The organism is Paenibacillus sp. YIM B09110 (assembly GCF_037167145.1).
Taxonomy (GTDB): Bacteria; Bacillota; Bacilli; order Paenibacillales; family Paenibacillaceae; genus Pristimantibacillus.
Window position 1 is genome coordinate 24326 of sequence record NZ_JBANSP010000039.1, and the last position, 24268, is coordinate 48593.

Sequence of the window (24268 nt, forward strand, 5' to 3'; positions counted from 1 at the left end):
TCCTATTCGGCTGCAACAAGCTGCACTAGATCAATTCGGTCAACTTCAGCAGCTTCTGAACGATAACCGCAACTTCGGCTCTGGTCATCGGTTCGGCAGGAGCGATCTCTGATCTGCTTCTGCCGGAGACAAGCCCAGCTTTGATACTCTCAGCGATCCCCGTCTTCGCATAGTCGGCAATGCTGTCAACATCGGCGTAGCTCTTCAGCAGCTCATCTGCTTCCGCTGCGGTAACTTCCGATTTGTAACCGGCCAGGCTCATCGCTCTTGATAAAATCGTCATCGCCTGCTGCCGGCTGATCGTATCATTCGCTCCGAATCGGCCGTCCGGATAGCCGGTGACTAGTCCGTAAGCATTCACAGTCTTGATATAGGGTGAGTACCATGCCTTAGCGTCAACATCAAGGAAAGTGACGTCGGCTGAACCAACTGCTTGCGGCAGTCCCAACGCTTTAACAATAATAGCCGCGAATTCGGCTCGGGTTATACTTCGTCCCGGCTCGAATCTGCCTGCGCCCGTTCCACTGACAATCATGCGGAAAGCTAAATCCTCTATCGCCTGCTTTGCCCAATGAGACTGTACATCGGCGAAGCCCGCCGATGACCCGGTTATGACCGCGATTATGCCGCTTCCAGACAAGCTCTTGACCACAGCCTTCCAGACGCCGTCCGCATATACAACCCGCGTTGGCATTGGAATAAGACTCCCGTCGCTGGCAAGCATCACAGCGACTGCATGCTTCGCGGCTTCTTCCGAGAGCTCAATGGTACGCTCGGCATAACCGCTCAGCGTGCTCAGCTCTACGCTTTTTCCATCCTTCATATATAGAGCCCGGAACTCGGTTGCCTTCGCAAGGATGTTGTAATGCCCCTCAGCCGCGCCTTGCTGCAATTGCCTCATACCTTGGGCATTGGACGCAGGAGCGGCGACTTCGAGACGAACAACTGAAGCGCCGGCTGACTGAGCCTGCAGCTCCTTAGCCGCTAACCTGTAGGATACCGCGCCTGCAGTAATCCGAATAAAAGCGCCATGATCGGCCATTTGCCCAATCATTTGACCGCTCAGCTCAGCCCGATACACATCCGCAGAAGTGCCGAAGACGATGTCAACTTCGACTTGCCCTGCTAGCCCGTTAAGAAGCTTGGCCAGCAGATCTTCCCGAATGGCTATTGTAGTTGTCGTACGACCCCTCACCGTTACAGAGCTCTCCTGGCCGATAGCCTGTGACTTGCCGTTTACCATCACATCGACGATCCGGTCCGGCTGGATATCAATTCCTATATCGCCGCCACCAATGTCACCACCGCCGCCGTCGCCGCCGTCTGTGCCGCCATCAGTGATTGTCGTTTTCGTAAACTCGGCGACTAGCAAGTCGCTGTCGTTTTTGCCTTCTACTACAGTTATCGCTTTAATGACTGCGGAAGCTGCTAGCTCGATCGAGCGTGTATAGAGCTTCGATGCTTCGCTAGGCTCGGAGCCGTCAACCGTATAGTAAATGGTTCCGCCCGTCTCGCCGGTCGTCAATACAACATTCGTTTTGTCCTTGAAGCTTCGCTCTGTGGACGACTCAGGCGCTGTCGCCGTCTCGGCATAGCGGAATGCCGTCTTATTAATGGCAATCGTACGGCTTGCCCCGTTCTTGACCGCCGTCAGCACAATCGGCGCCGTACCTTCTGCTGACCAGCCAATGGAAGCGTCCGGCGTCTTGCCGTAGCTTCCTCTTACCTTGTACGCCGTATCCCCATTCGCCAGCATAACCGCCACGGTAGACAATTGGCTGTCCAGGGAGCCGCTGAACGAAGCTAGCTGCGGATAAAATCCACTGGCAGCTATCCATGTAGAGGCGCTTATTCCCACAGGCAGCACGCCTCCGGTCAATTCGGAAGTACTCTTGCCTTCCGCCTTCCCGGCTTCACCGCTTAACTTCGTTCCTATCGGCAGATAGTACGCAATCGGCTGCTGCAGCATCTGCGCGTCGTAGTAGTTATTGACTAGCACAGCCGCGTCTCCAAGCTGTCCGGCGACGCCTCCGAAGAAGGTCTTGCCTTTGGCCAGACTACCGGCGACGCTGGCTTCAGCCTGCCCTCCGCTCAAGTTGGTTGTCAGTGTTCCGTGAGCCGCATAGCCGGCAATGCCGCCCGCTCGGGCGAACTCAAGGCCCTTAGCCTCCGCTGTGCCGCTGCTATAGCTATCGGTAATAGCGCCTCTGCTGAATCCAGCGATACCGCCTGCCGTCGCATCGGCTGCCTCTGCCGCAACCTCGGAGTAAGTAAAGCTGCGAAGTATTCTTCCTCCGGTTTCATGAAGTCCTGCGATGCCGCCTGCCGCTCCAGCACCTTCCGTATAGTCAGCCTTAACTGCTGCCTTGGCAAAGGAGTCGGTTATGGCGCCAGTATTGCTGCCCGCAACTCCGCCAACCGCGTTCCTCCCGTTAATCGTCGCTCCCTTGACGGCGACGCTTTCTATCGTCCCGCTGTTGCGGCCAACTACGCCGCCGACGAGATCTCCTAGCCCGAATAAGAGACTGTCTGTAACCGTCACTTGAGATATCATTCCCTCCGGCGCATTCACGCCGGCAATCAAGCCAAGTCCAGATCCGCCGAATACGGCAGCGTCTGCCAGCTTCAGATTGCGAATCGTGCCGCGGTTCTCAGCAACAAGACCGTAACCGTCTATTTCCGTTCCGTCCATGGTCAATCCGGAAATCATATATCCGGCGCCTTCAAGAACTTGCGCAAAGCTTGCAATAGGCAGCCACGGCTTGCCCGCCAGAGAAATATCGGCCGCAAGCGTGATGCTTCCGATATCGAGAGGACCGTTACCCGCTGGGTCGAACAGCTTATACAACGAGCCGTCCGCATCATCAATCATTAGAGCAAGTGCCGCAAGCTTCTCGGCAGAACCCGCTTCGATTGCCGTCTCTCCCTTTACGGTTTTGGTTACAAAGCCAAAGTCCGGCGAGAAACGCCACTCGGCCAGTCCAAGCAGCTTCGGAGCGTAAGAGCGATGTCCTTGTGCCCCTGCCGCATAGAACCATACGGGATTGCCGCCCGCAAAGCTCCAGCCCTCCGGCTTGCTGTCCGCAGTGAAGGAAACACGCGTTACGTTCGCGCTTTGCAAGGCACCCGCAGTATCGTGCTTGATTGGGACCAGTTCTCCTTCATAATAAGAGTTCTGTACCTTCCCATCGCGATAATTGTAGCCGATAAACGAGCCCATATAGCTGTTGGAGCCCCCGGCTTGCGCCGATACTTCCGTCACGCGCTCATACGAACGGGATATGCTGCCGTCGTTATAGCCCGCAAATCCCCCAGCGTAGGAACGGGTCGCGCCGTTGCTTCCGATTACGCGCACATATTGCGAATCCGAATAGGCATCTTCGATTGTCGTCCCATAATTGATCATTCCCGCGAAGCCGCCGCCTCTGGCATCAAAGGCAGTGTTGGAAACAGTGCCTGAAGCGTAAGCCTGCTCAATATGGTAGGCATTAGCCGCACCCACAAAGCCGCCGGCGTAGACGCCTGCCGCTCCGCTTGCGTTTACTCCGCCCAATGCATATGCCTCGGAAATGATGCCGCTAGTCGTATCGCCCAATAGCCCGGCGAAGCCCCCGGCATATACCGTGCTGTACAGGTTGGCATTCTGCACCTTGACCGAGCGGTTCGATGAAGCATAACGAATCTCTGTGCCTTCCGCTTGGCCTATAAAGCCGCCGACATGCGAATTGACGCCCGAGCGACCGTTCGCAACGCTGTCTCCGATGTGAACAGGCTGGCTGCCAGCCGTATTCGCCTTGGCGTAGAAAATGAATCCGCCGGACGCAAGGCCGACCAGACCGCCCCCATTGTAATGAATGCTTTCCTTGGCCTGAATGGAGCCGTCAGCGCTTATGCCAACGATGCGGCTGTCCTTCGCGTAGCCGACCGCCCCGCCTGCAAAGGACGTTTTCCCTCCTGCGGCTGCAACGGAAAGATTCGATTCCGAATTGTACAATGAAACGCCGTCCATTATTCCTGCAATTCCCCCGGCATACAGGTCCGCCGTCTGGCCGATCGCGCCGATGGAGAGGGAGCCTGCCGTTACTGTAGCCTCATATACACCTGGATAAAGCGGTACAACATATCCGAAATCGAGCGTTACGTCCCTTTTCGAGGATTCGAGCTTTCCGGCGATCCCCCCAGCCGTACTCGTCTCGGAGCCGCCAGTCATACTGATTTGCGGAGCTGCCTCCACGCTGTACAGTATCACGTTAGCCGCATGGCCAGCGATTCCCCCAACGTGGGCACTGACGCCGGTTGCCATCAGCGAACCGTTGAACGAAACGTCATTTACCGCGGCTTCGGACAGGAAGCCTGCAATACCGCCTAACTGGGCGCCAGCTCCAGACGAGATAATAGATAGATCTCGAACGTCAGCCTGCTCGATGTCGAATGCCGCGTCGCCGCCTCCAACCTTCGTGCCGACGATGCCGCCGGCTGAGGAGATTCCGGAAATGACAGCGGCTTTTCCGTCTCCAGACACTTCCGAATTACGAATTCCCTGCAAGGCGGCCGAGCGTCCAAAGATGCCGCCGGCTGTTGCATCCGCTCCTGTCGCCTGAATCATGCCTCCCGTCAAGCTTACGTTCAGCGCTTCTGCCAATCCAGATTCCGCGCTGCCTGCCATGCCGCCTGCCGCGCTGCCCGTCCCTGTGGCAAGAATGACGGCGCCGTTCTGAAGAACAAGAGTCGCTTCGGTTAAATCGCCGTTCTGTCTGCCCGTCAATCCACCGACGAGCGCCCCGCTGCCAGCAGCTTCGATTGCGCCGGAGGTAACGGTTACTGCTCCACCGGTCAAAGAGGAACCATTGTCTCCGATCAATCCGCCTACATAAGCTTGATCGGCTGAGCTGCGAACTTTGCCGTTACCGCCTGCCGAGAACGACAAGCCGGATACTTCCCCGGCATTGCGTCCGATAAGACCACCGACTGCCGTTGCTCCCTCGATGGTGCCTTCAGCAAGCGACGCTTTCACTTGCTCTGCTCTGCCCAAGTTCAGACCGGCCAGCGCACCGGCAGTCGTCTGGCCGCTAATGCCAATCGGCGCCAGGACAAGCCCGCTCACGGCGCCGTCGCTGCCGATTACGCCGAACAAGCCTGCATGGACTGCACCGGATACTTTATAATCGCTGATCGCATAATCATTGCCGTTGAATACTCCCTCGAACGGGTGCTGCTCGTCGAATGCGATTGGCGTCCAGTCGGAATTTTTCAGATCGATGGACGATTGTAATTGGATCGTTCTGCCGATAAAGCTGAATGGTCCGACTCCCGCGGCCGTACCGTTAACGATAGCCGCCAAGCCGGCGAGTTCTTCCTCCGTACGAATCGTAAAGGTTAGGGCGGACGGATTTCGCGTGTACCACTCCAAGCTGACGGTTCGCGGACCCTCAGTCTCTGCCCCGTTCAAGTTCAGTTGAGGGTATTTATAATGCCCCCCCGCAGAGCCGTATCGCCATGCCGCTTCGCTGAACGTCCAACCGGATATGACCGGGAACGTCTCCTGATTGGCAAGCGCCGAAGACAGAATAGGCCTCAAGCGGGCGTAATTGTTCAGCTCATTGTAGGTGCCTCCTCCAAAATCAAGCACGCCGCTGTTCAAAGACAGTCCTTCATCCTTCAAATAGAAGCTGTTGTCTATGATCTCCTTGCTCGCGTTCTCATATTTGCCTGCAAACCCGCCGGCATAAGCACCGAGAACACCGGTTGACTGCCCGGCCGAATAGCTGCCGGATACAGTGCCGCCGGTTATTCTCCCCGCCAATCCGCCACTGTAAGAGCCAGTCCCGCTGGCCGACACGGCCATCCCTGCATATGCATTGATTATTTCTCCGGAATGGTCTCCGACAAGGCCTCCTGCATACGTATAGTTTCCGTTAGACGTCACTTTGGATAGCGTATAGCTCTGCTCCACCGTTCCGCTGTTTCTGCCGGCCAAGCCTCCGATCACGGCATAGCTGCCCGCTGTTCCGCCGCTATTAATCATCAAATCATGCTCCAGATAAGAGGACAAAATCGTACCGGCGTTGTCGCCCGCAATACCGCCGATAACCGATGAAGCGCCGCTTGCGGTGAGCGCAGCATTCGAGAACATATGATAGAGCATCCCCGAGTTTTGGCCTGCCAGTCCGCCAATCGTAACGAGATTGCCGCTTGCCAGCAAAGGTGTTTTCTCTGTCACGCTATTGTTGGCAATAAAGCTCCTGTTGTCGCCGACCAGACCGCCTACGACAGAAGAAGCGCCGTGTACCGTTACGCTTCCAGTCATCTTGCTGGACTGAATTGAGCTCACGGCTGAAGCTGCCGCCTTGTCAAAGTCTTCATCGGTTCTCCGATCATTCACGCCGATCAAGCTTCCGACAGTGGAGGAGCTTGCAGTAGCTGGCATAAGGATCGTCAGGCCTGCGATACTGTTGCTTCGCAGCACCTTCGCCAAAGCCTCGTCCTCATATCCGGCTACCCCCCGATTGTAACCAGTCAAGCCTCCCGCGAAGCTTCCGCTACCTTTCACGTTGAGCTTGATCACGGAGCCGAATACTTGCTTAATCGCGCTATCCGTGTTGTAACCGACAATACCGCCGGCATATGCTCCCGAAGCCGTCTCGGCGCTGGTCACCAATACATGCTCAAGACTGGCTGCCGGCGCGCTGCCGGTAATGGCAGCATTCTCTGTTTGACCGGCCAAACCGCCGACCCGGCTGCCGCTGCCGGATACGTTCAACATCGCATAATCAGGAAGCGTTCCGATAACGATGGAGGAAGCGATCGAACCCCCGACCATCTCGCCGACCAACCCTCCCGCCATGCTGGCATCCCCTTCAGCGCTAAGGACAGGACTGTCGGCAACGATGCTCTGAAGCGACGACGAATCGTATATACCGCCTGCAATGCCGCCGATTCTCGTTCCATCGGCCGCTTCGGCCGCAACAATCGAGAGACCTGTACTATTGCTGTCGGATCCGTTGCCGCTCCAAACGGCTCCTCCGCTAAGGCTGCCTGCCAGTCCGCCCAGCCTGCTGTCGGATCCGCTAGCCGTTATAGATACCGTATCCGCCTTCAAACCGACTGATGAACCGCTGCTCCTACCTGCAATTCCTCCGACATCGGAGCGATCACCTTGGGCTTCCAAGGAAATATTCGAAATCGTTCTTAGGTAGGAGGCAGACATGTTGGCTCCGCTATCTCCGACCGCTCCTCCAAGCGATGAGTCTTCCGCTGCTGAGACGCCCGTTATATGACGGAGGTCAACGGTTCTGTCATTTGCGTCCAGACTGACGGACGCCGAAATCTTTCCAGCCAAGCCTCCCAGACTGGAGCCGTCCGCATCTGCGCTGGCGTTCAAGCTTATTCGTTCAATTGTTGCCGGTCCCAGAATAAGCGAGCCCCTATCTGCGCCAATCACGCCGCCTGCGGACCCGCCTGCGCTGCTAGTCTCAATGTCCGCATAGCGGACGACGGCATTCTCGATGGATCCTTCCGCCGTACCAGCCACACCTCCGGCATCTCCGCCGGAACGAATCAGAGCAGGAATATCAGTAGTGCCGCCAATTACGGCGCCGGCGATCGTTCCTCCGCTTATAGCGCCAACGATACCTCCGGTTTGAGCTCCGCTGCCGGGAACGACCGACACGTCGATCTTGCCGGTGAAGATGGGGCTCTCTATCGTTCCTCCCAAATCGTAATATCCTGCGATTCCGCCGGTATACACTTCGCTGTCGGCGCTGGAAGCGCCGGAATCAACCTCAATATTGCCGCTGTATGATTCACCGGTAATATCGGCGTCCGCACCGGAAGCATAGCCAACAAAGCCGCCGGTATAGAGCCGCTCCATTCCTCCCACGGAAATATTGCCTAAGCTGGCGACATTGGGCCCCGATTTGGAATAGTTGATGTTGGAGACTATGCCGCCGGTGTACACGTCCGACGCTGTTCCGATGACCGTAATATCGCCGCTATTCACATACGCAGCCGAGTCATCGCTCGCGAGCACCAGACGTGTCTCGGCGAAACCGATCAGCCCGCCGGTGTACACGCCGCTCTCGTAAGCTTCAACCCCAATCGCCGCGCTATTCTTAGCGGCAGATAGGAAGGTGGCAGTGCCCAGTACTTTGCCCGCAATCCCGCCGGTATATATTTCCGACATACCTCCTGCTGACAGTTGCGCGCTGTTGCTGATGTCCTCTCCCCAGACGAAATCTCCTGCCACCAGACCGGCAATCGCCCCTGTGTACGTGCCTGTTCCGCCGATGTTGCTAATGCCGGCCGATGACGGAACGAAAGCAAATTCGATTGCAAGCCCCTCGACCGGCTCATAGAAGCCTACCAATCCGCCGGCGGCACTGCCATCAGCACCAGGCGAGCTCACCGAAATCCTCCCTGTATGGAAGGTTTGGTCGGAGAACTCAACCGATGCCTCAGCAGCCACACGACCGACAATTCCCCCGATACCGCCTCCGCCCGTGTTCTCGGCGAACAGATCGCCGCTGTTACGGAACGCGGTTTGCCCCTCTGCCATCAAGAGCGGCTCGGACGCCAATCCGATAATGCCTCCCGCATCGGCTCTGCCTACGGCATCGGCGATGCTTACCGTACCGGTGTTCTCAGCCTTCTTAATCTGCAGCTCGCCGTTTGTCGCGCCTGCAATGCCTCCCGCCATCGCATCGCCTGCGCCGACAAGCGACACGCTTCCGTGATTGACTACATTAGAAAGAAGTCCAGAGGCACTGCCTGCGATTCCCCCCGCATAGACAATGCCGGGATCTGCGCCAGACGCTTGGACAGCAACCGTGCTGGTCACATCCAGAATCGTACTGTTCCCGTCCATATACCCTACAATTGCTCCGGCAGCCGCTTCAGCGGAGGATTCCGCCTTCACCGTGCCGGAAATCGTAAACTTGCCTACCGTAGCTTCGCTCATCGACCCTAATAAGCCGCCGTAAGTGGCACCCGTAACCGTTATGCCGGTCAATGCCGGATTTAATCCGGCTTGACCGATCAATATACCTTTGAACGGATGCTCGGCATTGCCGATTGGCACCCAATCGTTGCCTGCCAGCGACATGCTTGACGAAATCTGCAACGTTTTTCCGCTAAAATCGGTAATCCCGTTATTGACCAGCGACGCAACGCCCGCAAGCATGTCCGCCGAATTAATGCTGTAGGTTGAGTAGTTCTCGTCATACCAGCTCGTAACCGCCTCATCTGCCCAGCTGCCGCCGGCAGCCCGGACCCCTCCCGGGAGGAGGGGAAGCAGCAATAATGCGCAGCACAGCAGCTTGATCCATTTCTGCCTAAATTGCATATAACACCTTCCCGATCTATCGTTTGAAATGCGTCTCTTCTTCTGCTTTAAAGATTGCCGGCAGGCACAAGGCTATTTAGTCTGACTGCGATAGCTGCCGCCTGCGCCCTTGTAAGCGTGCCGTTAGGGAGCAACGCACCGTTAACGCCGGAGATGATGCCCTCTTGTACGCAGATGGCAACAGCCTCTCTGGCCCACTGCGGAATCGAATCTCCATCACCAAACGACTCCAGAATGCGATCGACTTCCGCTTTCGTAACCGCTCCGCCTCCGCCTGCCAGCTTCATCGCACGGCCGGCAATAACCATCGCCTCCATGCGGGAGATGCCGCTTTGCGGACGGAACGTTCCGTCTTCGAAGCCGTTGACTAGCCCGTTGTCGGCAGCGATAGCTGCGCTGCGGCTGAACCAATCGTCAGCCTTGACGTCCTTGAATTTGCTCTGTCCCTGTTGATTCATCAACCCAAGCACGCGCAACAGCACGACCGAGTACTCTGCCCGGGTTATACGGCTGTTCGGATCGAACCTATTCGCGGTGCGTCCCGTCATGAACAGCTTGCCGGCAGCCTGCTGAATCACATCCTTCGCCCAACTGCCGTCGCTCACATCGTCGAACGCCGCTTTGTTGCTGATGAAGGCAATGCTTCCGTTGCCCGTCAGCGTCACGCTCACATAGGCTTTGTTGCTTACAATATCGATTGACCATGGAAGCGTTGTCCAGCTGCCGCTGTCGTCTTGCAGGACGACCGACGAAATATCTCTGGCCGCAATGGTATCCGGCAGAGCAATTCTAGCTTCGACGGAACGATCCTTGTACATTCCAGCAGGCGAGATGTTGAAGGTCGCGCCTTCGCCGTCTCCCAGCAAGGTCGCGCCTAGGCTTTGCGCCAGCTTCTCCAGCTTGACCTTGTTAGGAGCGCTATTTTTATCAATCGTCAGCTTAAGTTCCTGTCCTGCAGCTGCCCCCGAAGGGAACAACAGCTCGGCAAAAGGAAGTAAAATATGAACATTCTGCCCTCTATCGGCCGCCTTTGCCAGCAGAGACTGGCCCAGCGTGAGTTCATACCCGACAACTGTCTTATCCGTGCCTTCAATCCGCAAGTCGTTGCCTGTCGCACCGTCAGTAGCCTCGCTTGCATCGATTCGGGCAACCAGACGGCCATTCTTCTTCTCCGTCTTCACATTGGCTCCCGCTGCGCTTAGACCGGATTCATCAGATCCGGAGCCCGTCTCTTCTCCTCCGCCAATGTCGCCTGGGAAGCCGCCGTCTCCGCCACCTGAGTCTCCGCCGGAGCTGCTCCAGATAACCGCCGGCATCAACGCAGACACCGCAAGTGCCTGCTTCCCGCCTTCCGGGCGCTTGGCTGCAGCAACCTTATCGCCTCTGGCTGCCGGAATAATCCCGTCGTCCGGAAGCTTCGTCCAGCCGCTGACATCGTCCTTGTAGCGCGGAGCCTCTGGCGTTCCGTTCGCTGCTTTGTACACCTTGTACACCAGCTCGGAATCCGCCCTTTCTCCAATTGATACGACGTTGACCTTCGTCACCGCCGCTTTTCCGTTGACAGCCGTCGTATACGCTTCAATATCCGTCACAACATCGACGACAACCATTCCTTGCAGCGCAGCTTCTTCCGATACCCGGTAGTCGGCCGCTATTATGGCCGAACCTTCCGACAAGCCGGTAACAACCCCATCGGAAGATACTTGCGCGGCATTTCCCGAATACAAGGAGTAGCTCAGACGGTCCAAGTCGGACTCGGCAACAGGCACTTCCTTGAATTTGGCTTTGCCGCTTGCGTCCTTCCCGTCCGGCACACGGAGGAACGCTTCAAGCTGCTTCTCGTCTCGGATGCCCATGTTCGATACTTTGCGGAGCACCAAACCTACCGGCACCTGATAGCCGCCGTTCGTCACCGTCAATGAAGCGCTGTTGCCGTTGCCTGCCTTGTCGACGGCTTCAAACAACAAGTTCAGGGTTGGCTTATCGCCCGATACGGCAATCTCTCCGCTGAATTTGCCGTCCTTGCCTACTGCAACCGTCTGACCCGCAACCTTCAGAACCGCATCATTGCTCGTTTGACCGGTTACCTTGATTTTGCCCCCCGCCGTACGCTCGCCGGGAAGAGGCGATTCGATGTATAGAACCGGAGCCGTCGTATCCACCGTCAAATACAGCATTGCGATCGAGAAATCACCCGTTGTTTTGTTTCTCGCCCGCAGCTCAACGGCATACGTGCCGTCCGACACAAAAGAATCGAAGTCCAATGTGCCGGAGCTTCCGCTGCCGTTGTCTGCGAGAGCAACCTTGCCTAGAGACTTGCCGTCATAGGTCGCCTCGACCTCTACATTTCGCTGATCGGATTTCACCTGCACGCTTTGACGCACAGACCCGCTCAGCAACTCCGCATATACGCCAGCTGATTCGGTTACCTTAGCCGATTCCGTATTCTGGAAGGAAAGAACCGGCTTATCCACAACCGGCAGCAAAGCGCTCGCCGTATTTACCCGTTTGGCATAATGGATATTTTCGTTCTTATCGGCAGCCTTATCCGGCTTCACCGCGGCAGACACGCCAACGACATAGGTTTGACCGGTCTGAAAACCTTTGTATTTCAGAGACTCGGCAGGCGGCGCGCTTCCCTGCAGGCTCGTCGTATCCACCTGACTGGAGGTAGACGCAGCGACCCATCCGCCGAGCCGGATGCCCTCATACCGCCCGGTTTCCTCGTTCCAATACTTCTGGAGCTCTTCCTCTGTAAAAAGAAGGGAGCTAAACGGCTCGTATTCCTGAAGCTCGCCGTTCTTTTCTTGCAGACCCTCGATGCTGTAGCTATGTTCATAGCCTTCTTGCCCCGCCTTCTTGGCCGCTGGCTTGAAGGACAGCTTGAAATATCCGTTGCCCGCTGGCTCAATGTCTGCATCGCTGACTTCGGATGGCGCCAGCGGGTCGATAAGCTCGAACTTATTGGCGCTTGTCTTCGTATCGAAGCTGCTCGCGGACTTCAGTTCGGCACGCAGGTAATAATCTCCCTGGGCCATCAAGCCCCGCAAATCCTCGGCCGCGCCCAATATTTGCAGATTGCTCACGTCCAGTTGCACGCTTCCCGTCGTCGCATTGCCTGATACACTGCCGCCGTAAGCTGCGTCCAAATCTTTGGCGATCAGCACGCCGGCGTCTCCCGGAGCCTGAGGCTCGCCGTTCCCGCCTGCGGCAGGCAGGACCGAATCCTTAGTCAAATAAAGGCTCACCGTATCTCCATCTTTGGCATTCATTGCTTTCCACGATGCTGTAAATACATCGGGGTTGCCGCCGGCATCCTGATCCAGCCTGATTTCCTCAAGCGAGGAGACTACAGGAACGTTGAACAGCCGCGTATCCACGGTCTGATCCGCGTACAGCTTCCATGCTCCGCTGCCAGCGCGATCGGCCGGAATCATAATGTACGCCTTGCGTATCGTCTCATTCTGGCCCGCGATTTCTTGTGTGAAGGCGTTGGCATTCGGATCGTTGACCCGATTCTCGTCATAGATCAGCTTGTAATCTTTGCCGTTATTGTCCTTCAGCACAAGCGCAGGCAGGTTATCTCCGTAGTATTGCACTTCCAGAATCGCATTGCCGGATACGGCGGACATCGGAAGCTCATGGAGCATGCCTTCTTCCGATACTTTAATGCCGCCGACGCCAAGACTCATCGAACCGTTGTCCAGCAAGCTGACGCCATCGGCTATGCTATGATATTCGATTTCATGCAGCTCTTCCTCGCGGTTCATCCAAGAGGTTGCCACGGTCTCCGCGCCTTCGCCCAGCACCATAAGCTTTGGTCCCGTCTCGGGGTCGTCGATCTTCAGATAAAGCAGACCGTCCGGCAAATTCTCTCCGGAGGTGCCGAATTCGATTCCTCCGTTGAAGTAATACGTAACGCCCAAGCTGACAAAAAGAATCGAGAAGCTGCCCCACATTTTATCGTTGTTGAGGCCCAGCGACACGCCAGCCAGCGGCATTCCCCCGACAATCGGCACATCGGACGGTATTTGAAGCTTGGCGCCCACGAAACCCTCGAAATCGATCCTGTTTTTGATCAAATTTTGGCCGACGAACAGCGACGCCTTGCCGATAATGACATCCCAGCCCAGCACGTCAACAGTCGCCGAAGCGCTGACGAACCAAGGCGTCATCCACTGAGCCGCAATTTTCGCTTCCGTAAGCATCGTCAGCATCTCCGAATCGGGGGAAGGGCTGTAATCCAGCTTGCCCACCAGCTTAATGCCGGACTTCTTCAGCGTCATGTCGATGCTTCCATAGAAGGTCGCCGGAGCCATTCCGAAGCTGATGTCTGCTCCGGCCTCAAGAGTTAGCGGCACGTCTCCCTCGCCTGCGATCGTATCCGCAAGCTCGCGAATCGCTCCGCGGATTCCCGTCAAATAAGTAGCTCCCGCAATCATTACGCCAGGATCGCCCAGCTCCGCCTCGAAGCCGATGACATCCGGCAAAATCCGTTTGTCCGCCACTTGCTTGAGCGCAAGCTCAACGCCGACGCCGACTCCGCTGACCGTGGCGTTGAATTTCAGACCGTACGTATTGTCTACGTCCTCGACTTCCTGAACATAATGGACAATCGTAATTTCACCGGACGGCATATCGCTGCCGTCCTCCTCCTGCGCAGCGCCCTCTTCCGCTTGGGAGATCAGGCCGATGTCCTCGTTCAGATCAAACTTCAGATTAGCGTCGATACCTACAAAGCCCTGATCGTTATAAATGACGTTTTTAATTTCCGATTCCACGATCTTCATGCTCATGCTGCCGCCGAAGGAGATTCCCCCAGGGCGCAAAATGTAATCGTTGAATTTCAAGCCGAAGCCGCTAATGGAGAAGCTGGGTGCGGCAAACAAGCTGTACTGATTGAAGTACACATCCGAAATGAGCAGTTGGCGCAGCGGGTTCAATCGCTCGCCGAGAGCTCCAGCAGCCCAGGTCAAGGCATCGTTCAGCGAAGTATCCTCCTCGCCTCCGCCCTTATCCTCTTCCTTCTGCTTTTCTTCCTCGGTCGGCTCCTCTTCCTCTTCGCCCTCTTCCGATTCATCCTCTTCCTCCTGCTGCAGCGACTTGCTGAAGCCGTTGAAGAAATCGAGCGTCCACTCGCCTCGGTAGAAGACGAAGCCGCTGCCGGCAACGCTCAGCGTTCCGTCACCCTTCATGCTCAGCGTGTCGAAGAACGGACTGTCCGTTGCTTCCGCGATCGCTTTCACGCCGAGGACGTCCAGCTTGCCTTGGGCAAACACCATATCCTTGCCCCGGTAAGCAACAGCCTTGTTGATAAGCGCCGGCTCCTGCTTCGTATCTACTACATACTGGGCATCCTCGCCGGAACCGATTTGATTGATCATGCCTCGGATTTCGACCAGCACCTCATCGCCCGGAGGCCCTTCCTCGTCCTCCGTGCTTCCTGTGCCCGTGTCCTCTTCCTCCAAGCTTTCCTTATACTCCTCCAGCTCTTCTTCACTCTCGAACGCCCGCAGATGGTAAGCCGGTATTTCCGTTATCTCCTGCAGGTACTCGCCGCCGAAGTCCGGATCCACCACCTTGGCGTTCAGCACCATCGCCTGCATGGCCGCGCCAAAAGCCGTTTTGAAGCCGGTATATTCCGCTTGGCTCGGGAAATCGTAGCTCGGGAACGCCTCTTCGAACGCCTCCTGCAGCTCATCCGAGCTCGCGCCGTCATATGGCGAAGCGATGTCGAACGTCCGCTTGACGACCGCCAAAATATTGGCTTTTTTCAAACGGGCATTTTCATTATCGCTGACCATAAAGCGCTGGGAGGTAGTCAGATCATACAAGCCTCCCGTATCTGCAGTATCCTTGTAGTCGATCTCGACCTGATATTCGCCGAGCGGCAAAGCCGGCCCCAAATCCTTCCTTTCATTGCCACTGCCGTCCGTCACTATCTCGCCGTTCCGATCCACCTGATCGCCGGTCCGGTAAGTAATCCGCATGTCGCCTACTTGTCCGTCATTGGCAGGCTGCAGCAGCACAGAATCCTTGACCGGCACCTTGTAGCGGTTGCCTGACTCGATCTCTTTCAAATACAAGTCAAAATTCGCGTCCGTCGTCGCATTTCCCGCATTGTACGCTTCAATGTTGGACAGGTTCAGCGTGATATACTTCACGTCGGAGGTGAACACCTCATCCGGCGACATCGCGTACACATAGGTTTGCGTTGCCGTCCCTACCGGAGGCAGGAAGACAAAGTTGGACTTGCTGGACATATATTGGGCTTTAACCGTTTCGTCCTCGATGCCCTCCAGCTTCGCTTCGGTCTCCGGGCTGCTTGCCGTCATCAGATACTCCGGCGTTGTCGGCCAAGCCTTCCCCTTCGCTATTACCTTGAAAGAAGCAGTAACCGTTTCCCCCGGCTTGAACTTCGGCACGATGCCCTGTTCAGCTTCCTCCGGCGTCGCTTCCTTGCGGAATATGGCGGTCTGCTTATTGCCGCTTATCGTAAGAATCTTGCCGCTTGCATCTCGCTTGATGTTTCCCTGATCGTCAAGATCAACGAACTTCAACGCGTTGTCCAATTGCATATTGACATTGATGCTGGACTGCTCAAGATTGAATGAAGCCAGGTTCTCGATCTCGGCCGTGATATCGAAGACGCCTTCGTTCTCATAACCGCTGCTGTCTTCGAGCGTTGCCAACTGATTTACCGGATCGATGTACCGAATGGAAAAGACCTTGTCCGCCTCCACGATTTCGCCCAGCCCGTATACGGTTTCGAAGCTGTGAGCGGCGCCTTTGGCTACCGTATCCGGATTCCAATACAACGCGACCGCGGAATCGGCAGTGCCGTAATCGTTCGTATCAGTAGTAAAATCGAGATTCGGATTAACCTCGTAATCCCACTTGGCGTTTGCCATTCTGCTCCAATGGCCGACAACCATTTCATCTACGATATTCATGTCGTTTTCCGAAAAGTTATTAAAGCCGTACGCGATTACATTTGTCGCGAGCGGATTCGTACTGTCGAGCTTATCTTTCATGACCCAGTATGCGGGCAGCGTGTACAGCGCCTTCTCGTCCTCGCCGATGCCCGGAGGCAGCTTGTCTTCGTCCACGAGCCTGCGCTCTACTTGAAGCGGAGCCTTGTAGGCCTGGCCCACCTGCAAGGCGGGGCCGTCATTGCTGCCTACCATTGTATCCAATAAAATCCTTGAGCCCACCTGAACATCGGCATTTGTATTGTTGTAGACAATATAGCCTACATTGACATTGCCGGAATTGATCTTGTCCGAGGTGTTCATGTACATTTTGATAATCTGCTTGATCCGCACGCCCTTGATCGTCCAGATGGTTTCGATTTGCTTCGTGCCGTCGGCGTTCGATACAATCTGCGGAATGCTGATCTCCGAGAACAATTCGGCACCGAATTTATACGGATTCCCGAATATATAGTCCGTTCCGTCGATCCGGAAAGTCGTGAAAGAGCTTTCCGGATCGTCTCCGCGAAACATCAAATTGACATTCTGATCCTTCTTGCGGATCGGCTGGCCATCCACCGTCCGAATCGCGAAGCGGCCAGTATCGTTGTTGACGGTCACTTTGACCAGTCCGTTGCTGATTTCCGTCGTACCGCTCTCGCCGATCACCTCGGCAAACGCCGAGAGCGGAAATCCAAATGCCAGCACGATGGCCAGCAGCATTACAATACTCTGCTTAAAACCTTTCATCCGCTTTGACTCCTTCATGCTTGGGATGGTCTCACTATTGATCCGTGTTGCCTACGAAGAAGGAAACGAATTCCCTTTCTCTCTCTTGCGTTCTGACGATTAGCGTATACCAACCGGATTTCGGGAACACGATCTGGTACTGATTGTTCATCAGTTCCTCAAGCGTCAGCTCCTCGGCGATATACTTCATCTGACCTTCACGGTACAGTCCCGAATAGTACAGCAACGTAAAGGATGCTTTCTCGTTGATAAGCTCTTCGCCGTTTACGTCCATTTTGTCGTAGCCGCTCACATTAAACGTAATGCGGTTCGTATCGAACAGCGCTTTCTCCTGCAGACTGGAAGACAACACTTGCCCGTTGCCGGTAATGAGCAGACCGCTGTTGTCCATTACGATGACTTGCTGCGTAACGCTCGTTTGATTGCCCACCTCATCGGTTACCGTATAGACAACGGTATGTCTGCCGACTTGCGAGAGGTCCAGAGGGCTGATCGTGACAGTCAGGTTATCGCTTGCGGAAACATTGTCGGTTGCCGTATAGCCGCCCAGACTCTGCAGCGGATCAAAGCCCTCTTGGTTCTTCGCCACAGCAGCTATCGGTCGGCCCAGCACAATCTCCGGAGCCGTATTGTCGAGTCCGTCCACCTCTATCGAAGAAACGATTCTTCGATTCAGCAAGTCGGTCAACACAATTCGGGTTCTTCCGTTGCTCTGATAAAATGTCGAATGGGTGTAAGTGCCATCGTCATTGCTGATTTTGTTTCCGCCGGCGCCTTGACTAACCGGTACCATCCCCAGAAATACCTGGTTTGGTGCGTCCACTTTGCCGCTAAGCGTTACCTTAACTTGGCCCCTGGCGTATGCTTTGCCGTTAATCGTCACCATCTTGTCGTCAGTCAGCGGATTGCCGTCATTATCCACGAAGCTGTAGGTAATCTCAGGAAGCTTCAGCTTCGGAGCAAGATGGCTGACCGTTTCCTCCAGCACCGTCGTATTGCCCTGCCGGTCTTGCACGACTATCTCTACATCTCCGTTCTCCAGCAAAGCATTCGATTGTTTGCCTTTTACGACAAAGAAATCCTCTTCCGCGGCATCCGTCTTCTCAACAATCAGATTAACGCCTTCAGCCAACACAACTTGGCCGTTGTTATCCTTAATCGTCACATATTGGTCGCCTGCCGTTCCTTTGGCATAGGTTTGTGTCAGTCTGACGCTCGGAGGCGTACGGTCTATATTGGAAACCGTGGCTGTCGCTGTGCCGACATTGCCCGCCTCGTCCTCGAATTCGAATGTGAAGTGGCCGTTATCCTTGAACACGTAGCTGGACCTGCCGTCATTGTTCAATATGCGCACCGGTTCCGACGTGCTGAGCTTTGCCGTTACATTGGCTCTCGTCGTGGCCGTAATGTTGAATTCAATCGAACCCTCCGGCGCCGTATTGTCTACATTTTTCACCACAGCAAGCAGCTTGCCTGTGCGTTCCGGCGCCGTCAGATCGGTCAGGTCAAAGACGTATACACCGTTTTGCGAGATAGCAAAGCTGTTCCCCTTGATGCGTTCCGGAATATCCGGATTATTCGTGGCAGACGGTACGACCTTGATGCCAGCGGCCACCGCGATGCTAAGCGATAGACCTCCGCCTTTCACCGGCTTCAGCGTACTGTAGGACGCAATTCCGTACAACACGTCTGCCATCTCGGAATATTTCAACGTATCAACCGCTACAACTCCGCTCTCAATACCATCTTGGGAACGAAATTTGACCTTCAGCTTCAATTGCAGCGGATTGCTTTCGTTCACGGACGTCTGCACATAATTGGTGTACGGCTTCCATACCGACCAGGAAGCGCCGTTATCCTTGGAAATAGCGTATTCGAATCCGTCTTTGGAAACGCTCTGCAGCTCCACTTGAATCGTCGCCTTATAACCGCTTGCCTCATCGCCAGAGAATGCGATTAAATCGGACTGGAGCACGGTTACCGGGGTGTCGTCCGCCCTATATAGCTTGAACGGGTTCGTGCCGGTTACGGCACTGTTGCCCAACCCGTCCTGACTGTACACATAGAGAGTGAAGCGCGCTGTTTCACCCGGCGACAGCATATCGCTCGCAATCGCTACTTTGCCGTCATCAGGCAGCGGCAGCCAGCCGCTTGAAGTTTCGTCAGGTACAGGCATTCCTTCTTGCACCCATTGGTAGTAAACGCTCATGCCTTCCGGATTATAGAGCTCGGTTGCCGTCACGATCACGCTATGCGCAGGACGGGCATAACTGACGCCATTGACGCTAAACGCTGCCTCAGGCGCTGCGTTATCGAATCGATACAGACTGTTGTATTCATAGTAGCGGTTCGTTCCTTCTTCCTTGGCCCGAACATGCAGGTAATACGCGCCGTTCAACGTGTAATCGGCCGGCACACTGCCATAGACCGATTCCGTTACCGAAGACGTCTCATCTCCGTAAACCGACTCGGTGACCGTTTCTTCATCTTGAAGGTCTTCGGTCACCGGTTCTTGCTCCGGAGCCGCGGCAGCCGCAGCCTTCTTAAATTGACTGTCCGCCGGACGCGCAGCAGACAAACTGAATGCGTACAAAATTTCCTTTATATTCGCTCCGCTAACCGATACGGCGATGTCGCCGCTCTGCACGTATTCCTCGGAGCCTTCAGGCGACAACGAGATGCTTACCGTGCTGGCCGAATTGACCAGAGCGCGCTCAGTCATCACGTACTGTGCGGTATTGCCCGCCATATCTGCCGCCTTCAAATAAAGAACATATTCGCCGTCCTCAATCACATGGTTCAATGTTGTAACAACGCGGTTCGACGGAACGGTCGTCCAGTCCAATGCGCCGGGCTGCGCACCGGGCTTAACCCACTGGAACAGCAGCTTGTCCGTATCCAGACCGCTGTGCGCGTCCGATGCCGTCACGGTCGCTTTGACCTCCGCGGTATCGTTGACGCCGGAGATCGCCGCCGACAGTTGAGGTTGCTCGTTATCGAGCCGTATCGATGCTGTGCTGTAAATCCAGTTGGAATCGTCATGCTTGAAGTCGGCCGCTGTCCATAACGTGAGATCGCTGTAATCGCCGACCGCAGCCAATACCTTGGCGCCCGCATACACTTCGGCGTCCGCATCTGAACCGCTTGGATTAGCTGCCCAATAATCGGCTATCCATCCGTTGTATGCGGCGGCGTTGTTCGTTTTGTACGTTTTCATCTTTTCATACTGCATGAGCTCCCTGGCGGTCTCCCATGTCATATCCGCCGTCCAGGTGTGCAAATACCAGACGCCGCTGTTCGCCGCCGTCAGCGCTTGAGACGGGGGCTCCAGCAAATTCGTCTTGTTGTTAGTTACCATCAGATTGAAATTCGGCAGCTCGCCCGGATACAAGCCTTGGCGCGGCTGTTGTCCGGTTAGCGTATACCGCTTGATCGCCGCGAATTGATCGGCCTCCTTGCCGGCCAGCGGGTCAACCGGACTTTGGCTCCAGTAATAGTAAACCAGCCCCACGCCCGGAGAATTGCCGTTTCCGCCTGTCATATTCAGCGGACGGTAAATACCGCGGCTCGGTCTGACCGTTCCGGCCTCCGTCGGGTCGAAACTAGGAGCAATCACGTCGGGATCGTTCGCGTCGATCGTAATTTTGCCTCTCTTGCCCCACACCTCCGACGTTGCACCGTCGGCATCATAAATATAGCTGAAGGACGGGTCCGCGTTGTCGATGGACAGCTGCGCCCAGTCGATCTTCGTATTCGCAACTTGCGCGGAAGGATCTGTTGGCGCCGGTGACGATTTGGACGTATTTACCGCATCCGTCAGCAGGTTGCCTGCGTAATCCTGAAGGACGCCCTTGTCCGCATAAGGAGGCGTATTGCTCGCCCTGGACTGATGCGTCAAGGCAATGACCTTCAGCAATGCGACATCCAGATCATCCTCCGTAACGGTCGCGCGGAACGTCCAAACCTTTGAATTTTCCCCTTCAATATAGTAGGCTTTCATTCCATTATTGAAATGCAGAAACAGGCCGGATGCCGATAACCCCTGCTTCGCGATCGTCTCCTCCGTCAACTGCACCTTGAAGTCGATCGTATCTCCCGCGTTCAAGGTGCTGCCGGTAACGATATCCGGCTGAACGCCGTTGGCGGTAAAGCTGTATTTCGGCGGCACCGCATCCACGATGACGCGGTAGCCGTCATTCGTATTGCCGGCGTCGATCGCGGAATCGAACGGATTGATCGCCTTGCCGCGAATAAAGGACGATCCTGCGTCCGACGCCGACCTTGCGGCGAAGTTGGACACGATTAACGGATTCCCGGCGGCATCGTGGAAATCGGCATCGATCAGCTTCTGCTTCAGCGCCTTTTCGTTGAGGTTGGTACCGCCGGCGAGCGCGGTCAGCTCGCCGCCGTTCATGATCGGCAGGTTTCCGGTGTGCTGGTAGTTGGTCGCCTGATAGGTATAGGACAGACGGTCCGTATAATTTCCCCAGCTCGTCGTATCCGGCAGCTTCATGCCCTGCTTCTGACCGGCTGCCGGAAGTCCCGTTCCGGCGGGATTCATGAACAGATCATGTCTGTTCAGATCAAGCGCATCAACCGAAGAGTAGGCCTTAAGCGGTTCGCTGAAGGGGTAAGTCAAGCTAAGATCGTCCCCCCACTTCAAGAAAAGCTCATTCTCGTCGATCGTGCTGTTGCCGTGCTCTGTGCCAGTCGTGTTGAAAATATAATCCTTGACCGTCGGCGCAGTAATATCTCGGAAGAACAGATGAACGCCGACCAGCGTGGCGGTTCCGTCAACAACGATATCAATTGTGAGCACATCGTTCGGGCTCAGCTTCCTCCAGCCCGTGTCCGCATTATCTTCCCCGTTATCCGTATCTAGAACGGTTCCCAACGTCGAAGTCGAAACTCCGACGGTTACGTAATCGTCGTCGGATTCATACAAATTGCGCGCGAAAAAGCGGAATTCACCCTGCCCGCTCTCCGCAAGCTGCTTAAGACCGGGAATTTGCGAGACCGTAATCGTGCCATATAAGTCGTCGTCCACTTTATCCGTTCCATATAAATCGTCCTTATCGTCCATGTCGAAGAATACGCCGGGAATCGGAGAATTCTTCGATCTTTGGAACCAAATGAACGCATCATATTCGCTTGCGTCTCCGCCATCTTCATATGCAGCATCGTTCGGGACAGACGGGTTCAAGTGGATCGTGCTCTGGTTGTAAAGCTTGGTGCCGTTCACCAGCACATCCTCATATCCGCCTGCCGCGTTCGCCCGCTCGGCGGTCCCGAGCCATGGCATCAAACCGAGCAGCATCGCTGCAGACAACAGCAAGCAAAAGCTTTTCTTAACCCATTTCTTCATTAATCGCAGCCTCCAGCATCATTCTAGTTTTGATTACTATGGATTAACCTGTTCCATCACCCGCTTGATGTCGGCCGAATCCACCGCTAGATGAATGCCATTCATCGTGCGAAGCGATCCGGACAGCAGTCCCGCCGCATAGCCGAACTCATCAAGCAGAGGTCCCCCTGACATGCCGCTTACAAGCTCTGCCGAAATCAGAATACGGTTCCTGCCGTTAATTGGGGCGACGGGCGCGTTGACGATCCCTTCCGTAATGATATTTGTCCCCTTCATCGGATAACCGATGGCAAACACCTTCTCGCCCGCTTTTAGCGGACTTGTCCTTAATCGCAAATATGAATATGCGCCGCCGGTCCGAGAAGGGAGCTCCAGCACCGCTGTATCAGCCATTTCGTCTTGCACGGTGATCCTGCAGTCAACAGCGGTTCCATCCTTCAGCACGCAGTTTAATCGGCTTGCCCCATCAACGACATGGTAAGCGGTCAGCGCAGTTCCTTCGGGGCCTGTTAGAAAACCCGAGCCTACATTCATCAACGCTCCATCATCTCGAAAAGCTCGCACATAGAACACCGCTTCATTGGCAGAAGCATAAATACTCTCAGCGTCGTATCGCTCGGGCGTCTCTGCCATGGAGACAGTGGAGCGGTTAAGCACTGCAACCAGCATTAGCACCGACAGCAATATAACCCCTGCTATTCGTCTCATCACGATCACTCATCCTTCTATAACTAAAGTCACGGTTTCTCTCAAAATAAGTATAATGAGAGGCTCTCACAAAATTCTCACAAACTGCCGAGAACTGTCGAATTCAGCCGATTCGGACACAAAAAAAAACCGAGTCCCTGGGGTCTCGGATCGTTTAAATTATGTATTGAAATCCTTAAGCGCGGTTGATGGCGACAACACCTCTACCTCCTTCGGAATTTTTCACCTGTCTATCTTTCACCTTACCAAGACCAACCGTCCAGCATAATCGGCCCTTTCTATCCATATATTTTTATGAATCGCATTTATATGATTGCGGAGGGATGATGGATGAACCAGGATGAGATACGCGCATTGGAGCGATCTATTGATGAAATCACAGAGATTGCACAAGGCTTCGGACTCGATTTTTACCCGATGCGTTACGAAATATGTCCGGCGGACATTATTTATACGTTCGGCGCTTACGGCATGCCGACAAGGTTCTCGCACTGGAGCTTCGGCAAAACGTTCAACAAGATGAAAATGCAATACGACTTCGGCCTTAGCAAAATATACGAGCTCGTCATTAACTCCAATCCGTGTTACGCCTTCCTGCTCGAAGGCAACTCGCTCATTCAGAACAAGCTGATCGTTGCCCACGTTCTCGCGCACTGCGACTTCTTCAAGAACAACGCCCGCTTCGGCGTGTCCAACCGCAATATGGTCGAGAGCATGTCTGCTACGGCCGAGCGCGTTAGCCAATATGAAATGAAATATGGCACAGAAGCAGTTGAAAAGTTCATCGATGCGATCCTCGCCATTCAGGAGCATGTCGATCCGACGCTTATTAAGCCGTATCAGCTTGATAAGAAGCGCTATATTGAAATGATTCAAAAGGAAAAAGAACGTTCAAGCAGCACCGAATACGTATCGGCCTACGACGATTTGTGGGATCTGGATCCCGATCTGATCGCCGAACGAGAAGCGGCAGCCAAGGCTGCGGAGGTAAAGCGTTTCCCACCGGATCCCGAAAAAGACTTAGTATGGTTCATTGAAGAATACTCTCCAATCCTGGAAGACTGGCAGCGCGACATCATGACAATGCTTCGCGATGAGATGCTGTATTTTTGGCCACAAATCGAAACTAAGATC

General features: G+C 55.1%; 5 protein-coding genes. 1 reads left to right on the forward strand and 4 read right to left on the reverse strand.

Features of this window, described 5'->3' with window-relative positions:
- Positions 1 to 25: 25 nt before the first annotated feature.
- Genes V8F51_RS29760 through V8F51_RS29775 form a run of 4 tightly spaced genes read right to left on the reverse strand, consistent with a single transcriptional unit; the run spans position 26 to position 23134 of the window.
- The gene (locus V8F51_RS29760) at positions 26 to 9340 is read right to left on the reverse strand and encodes an S-layer homology domain-containing protein (RefSeq protein WP_337104134.1); all 9315 of its coding nucleotides are present in this window, start codon (positions 9338 to 9340) and stop codon (positions 26 to 28) included.
- A gap of 47 nt (positions 9341 to 9387) precedes the next feature.
- A complete protein-coding gene (locus V8F51_RS29765; protein WP_337104135.1) occupies positions 9388 to 17061 on the reverse strand; it encodes an S-layer homology domain-containing protein in 7674 nt (2557 codons plus the stop codon).
- A 34-nt stretch (positions 17062 to 17095) separates the two neighbouring features.
- Positions 17096 to 22426 carry a hypothetical protein gene (locus V8F51_RS29770; protein WP_337104136.1) on the reverse strand — a complete coding sequence of 1777 codons (5331 nt, stop codon included), beginning with the start codon at positions 22424 to 22426 and terminating at the stop codon, positions 17096 to 17098.
- 36 nt (positions 22427 to 22462) lie between these two features.
- Entirely contained in the window at positions 22463 to 23134 is a 672-nt protein-coding gene (locus V8F51_RS29775; RefSeq protein WP_337104138.1) for a S1 family peptidase, read from the reverse strand.
- 330 nt (positions 23135 to 23464) lie between these two features.
- Between V8F51_RS29775 and V8F51_RS29780 the strand changes: the two genes are divergently transcribed.
- A partial coding sequence (locus V8F51_RS29780; protein ID WP_337104137.1) for a SpoVR family protein occupies positions 23465 to 24268 on the forward strand: 804 nt, incomplete at its 3' end.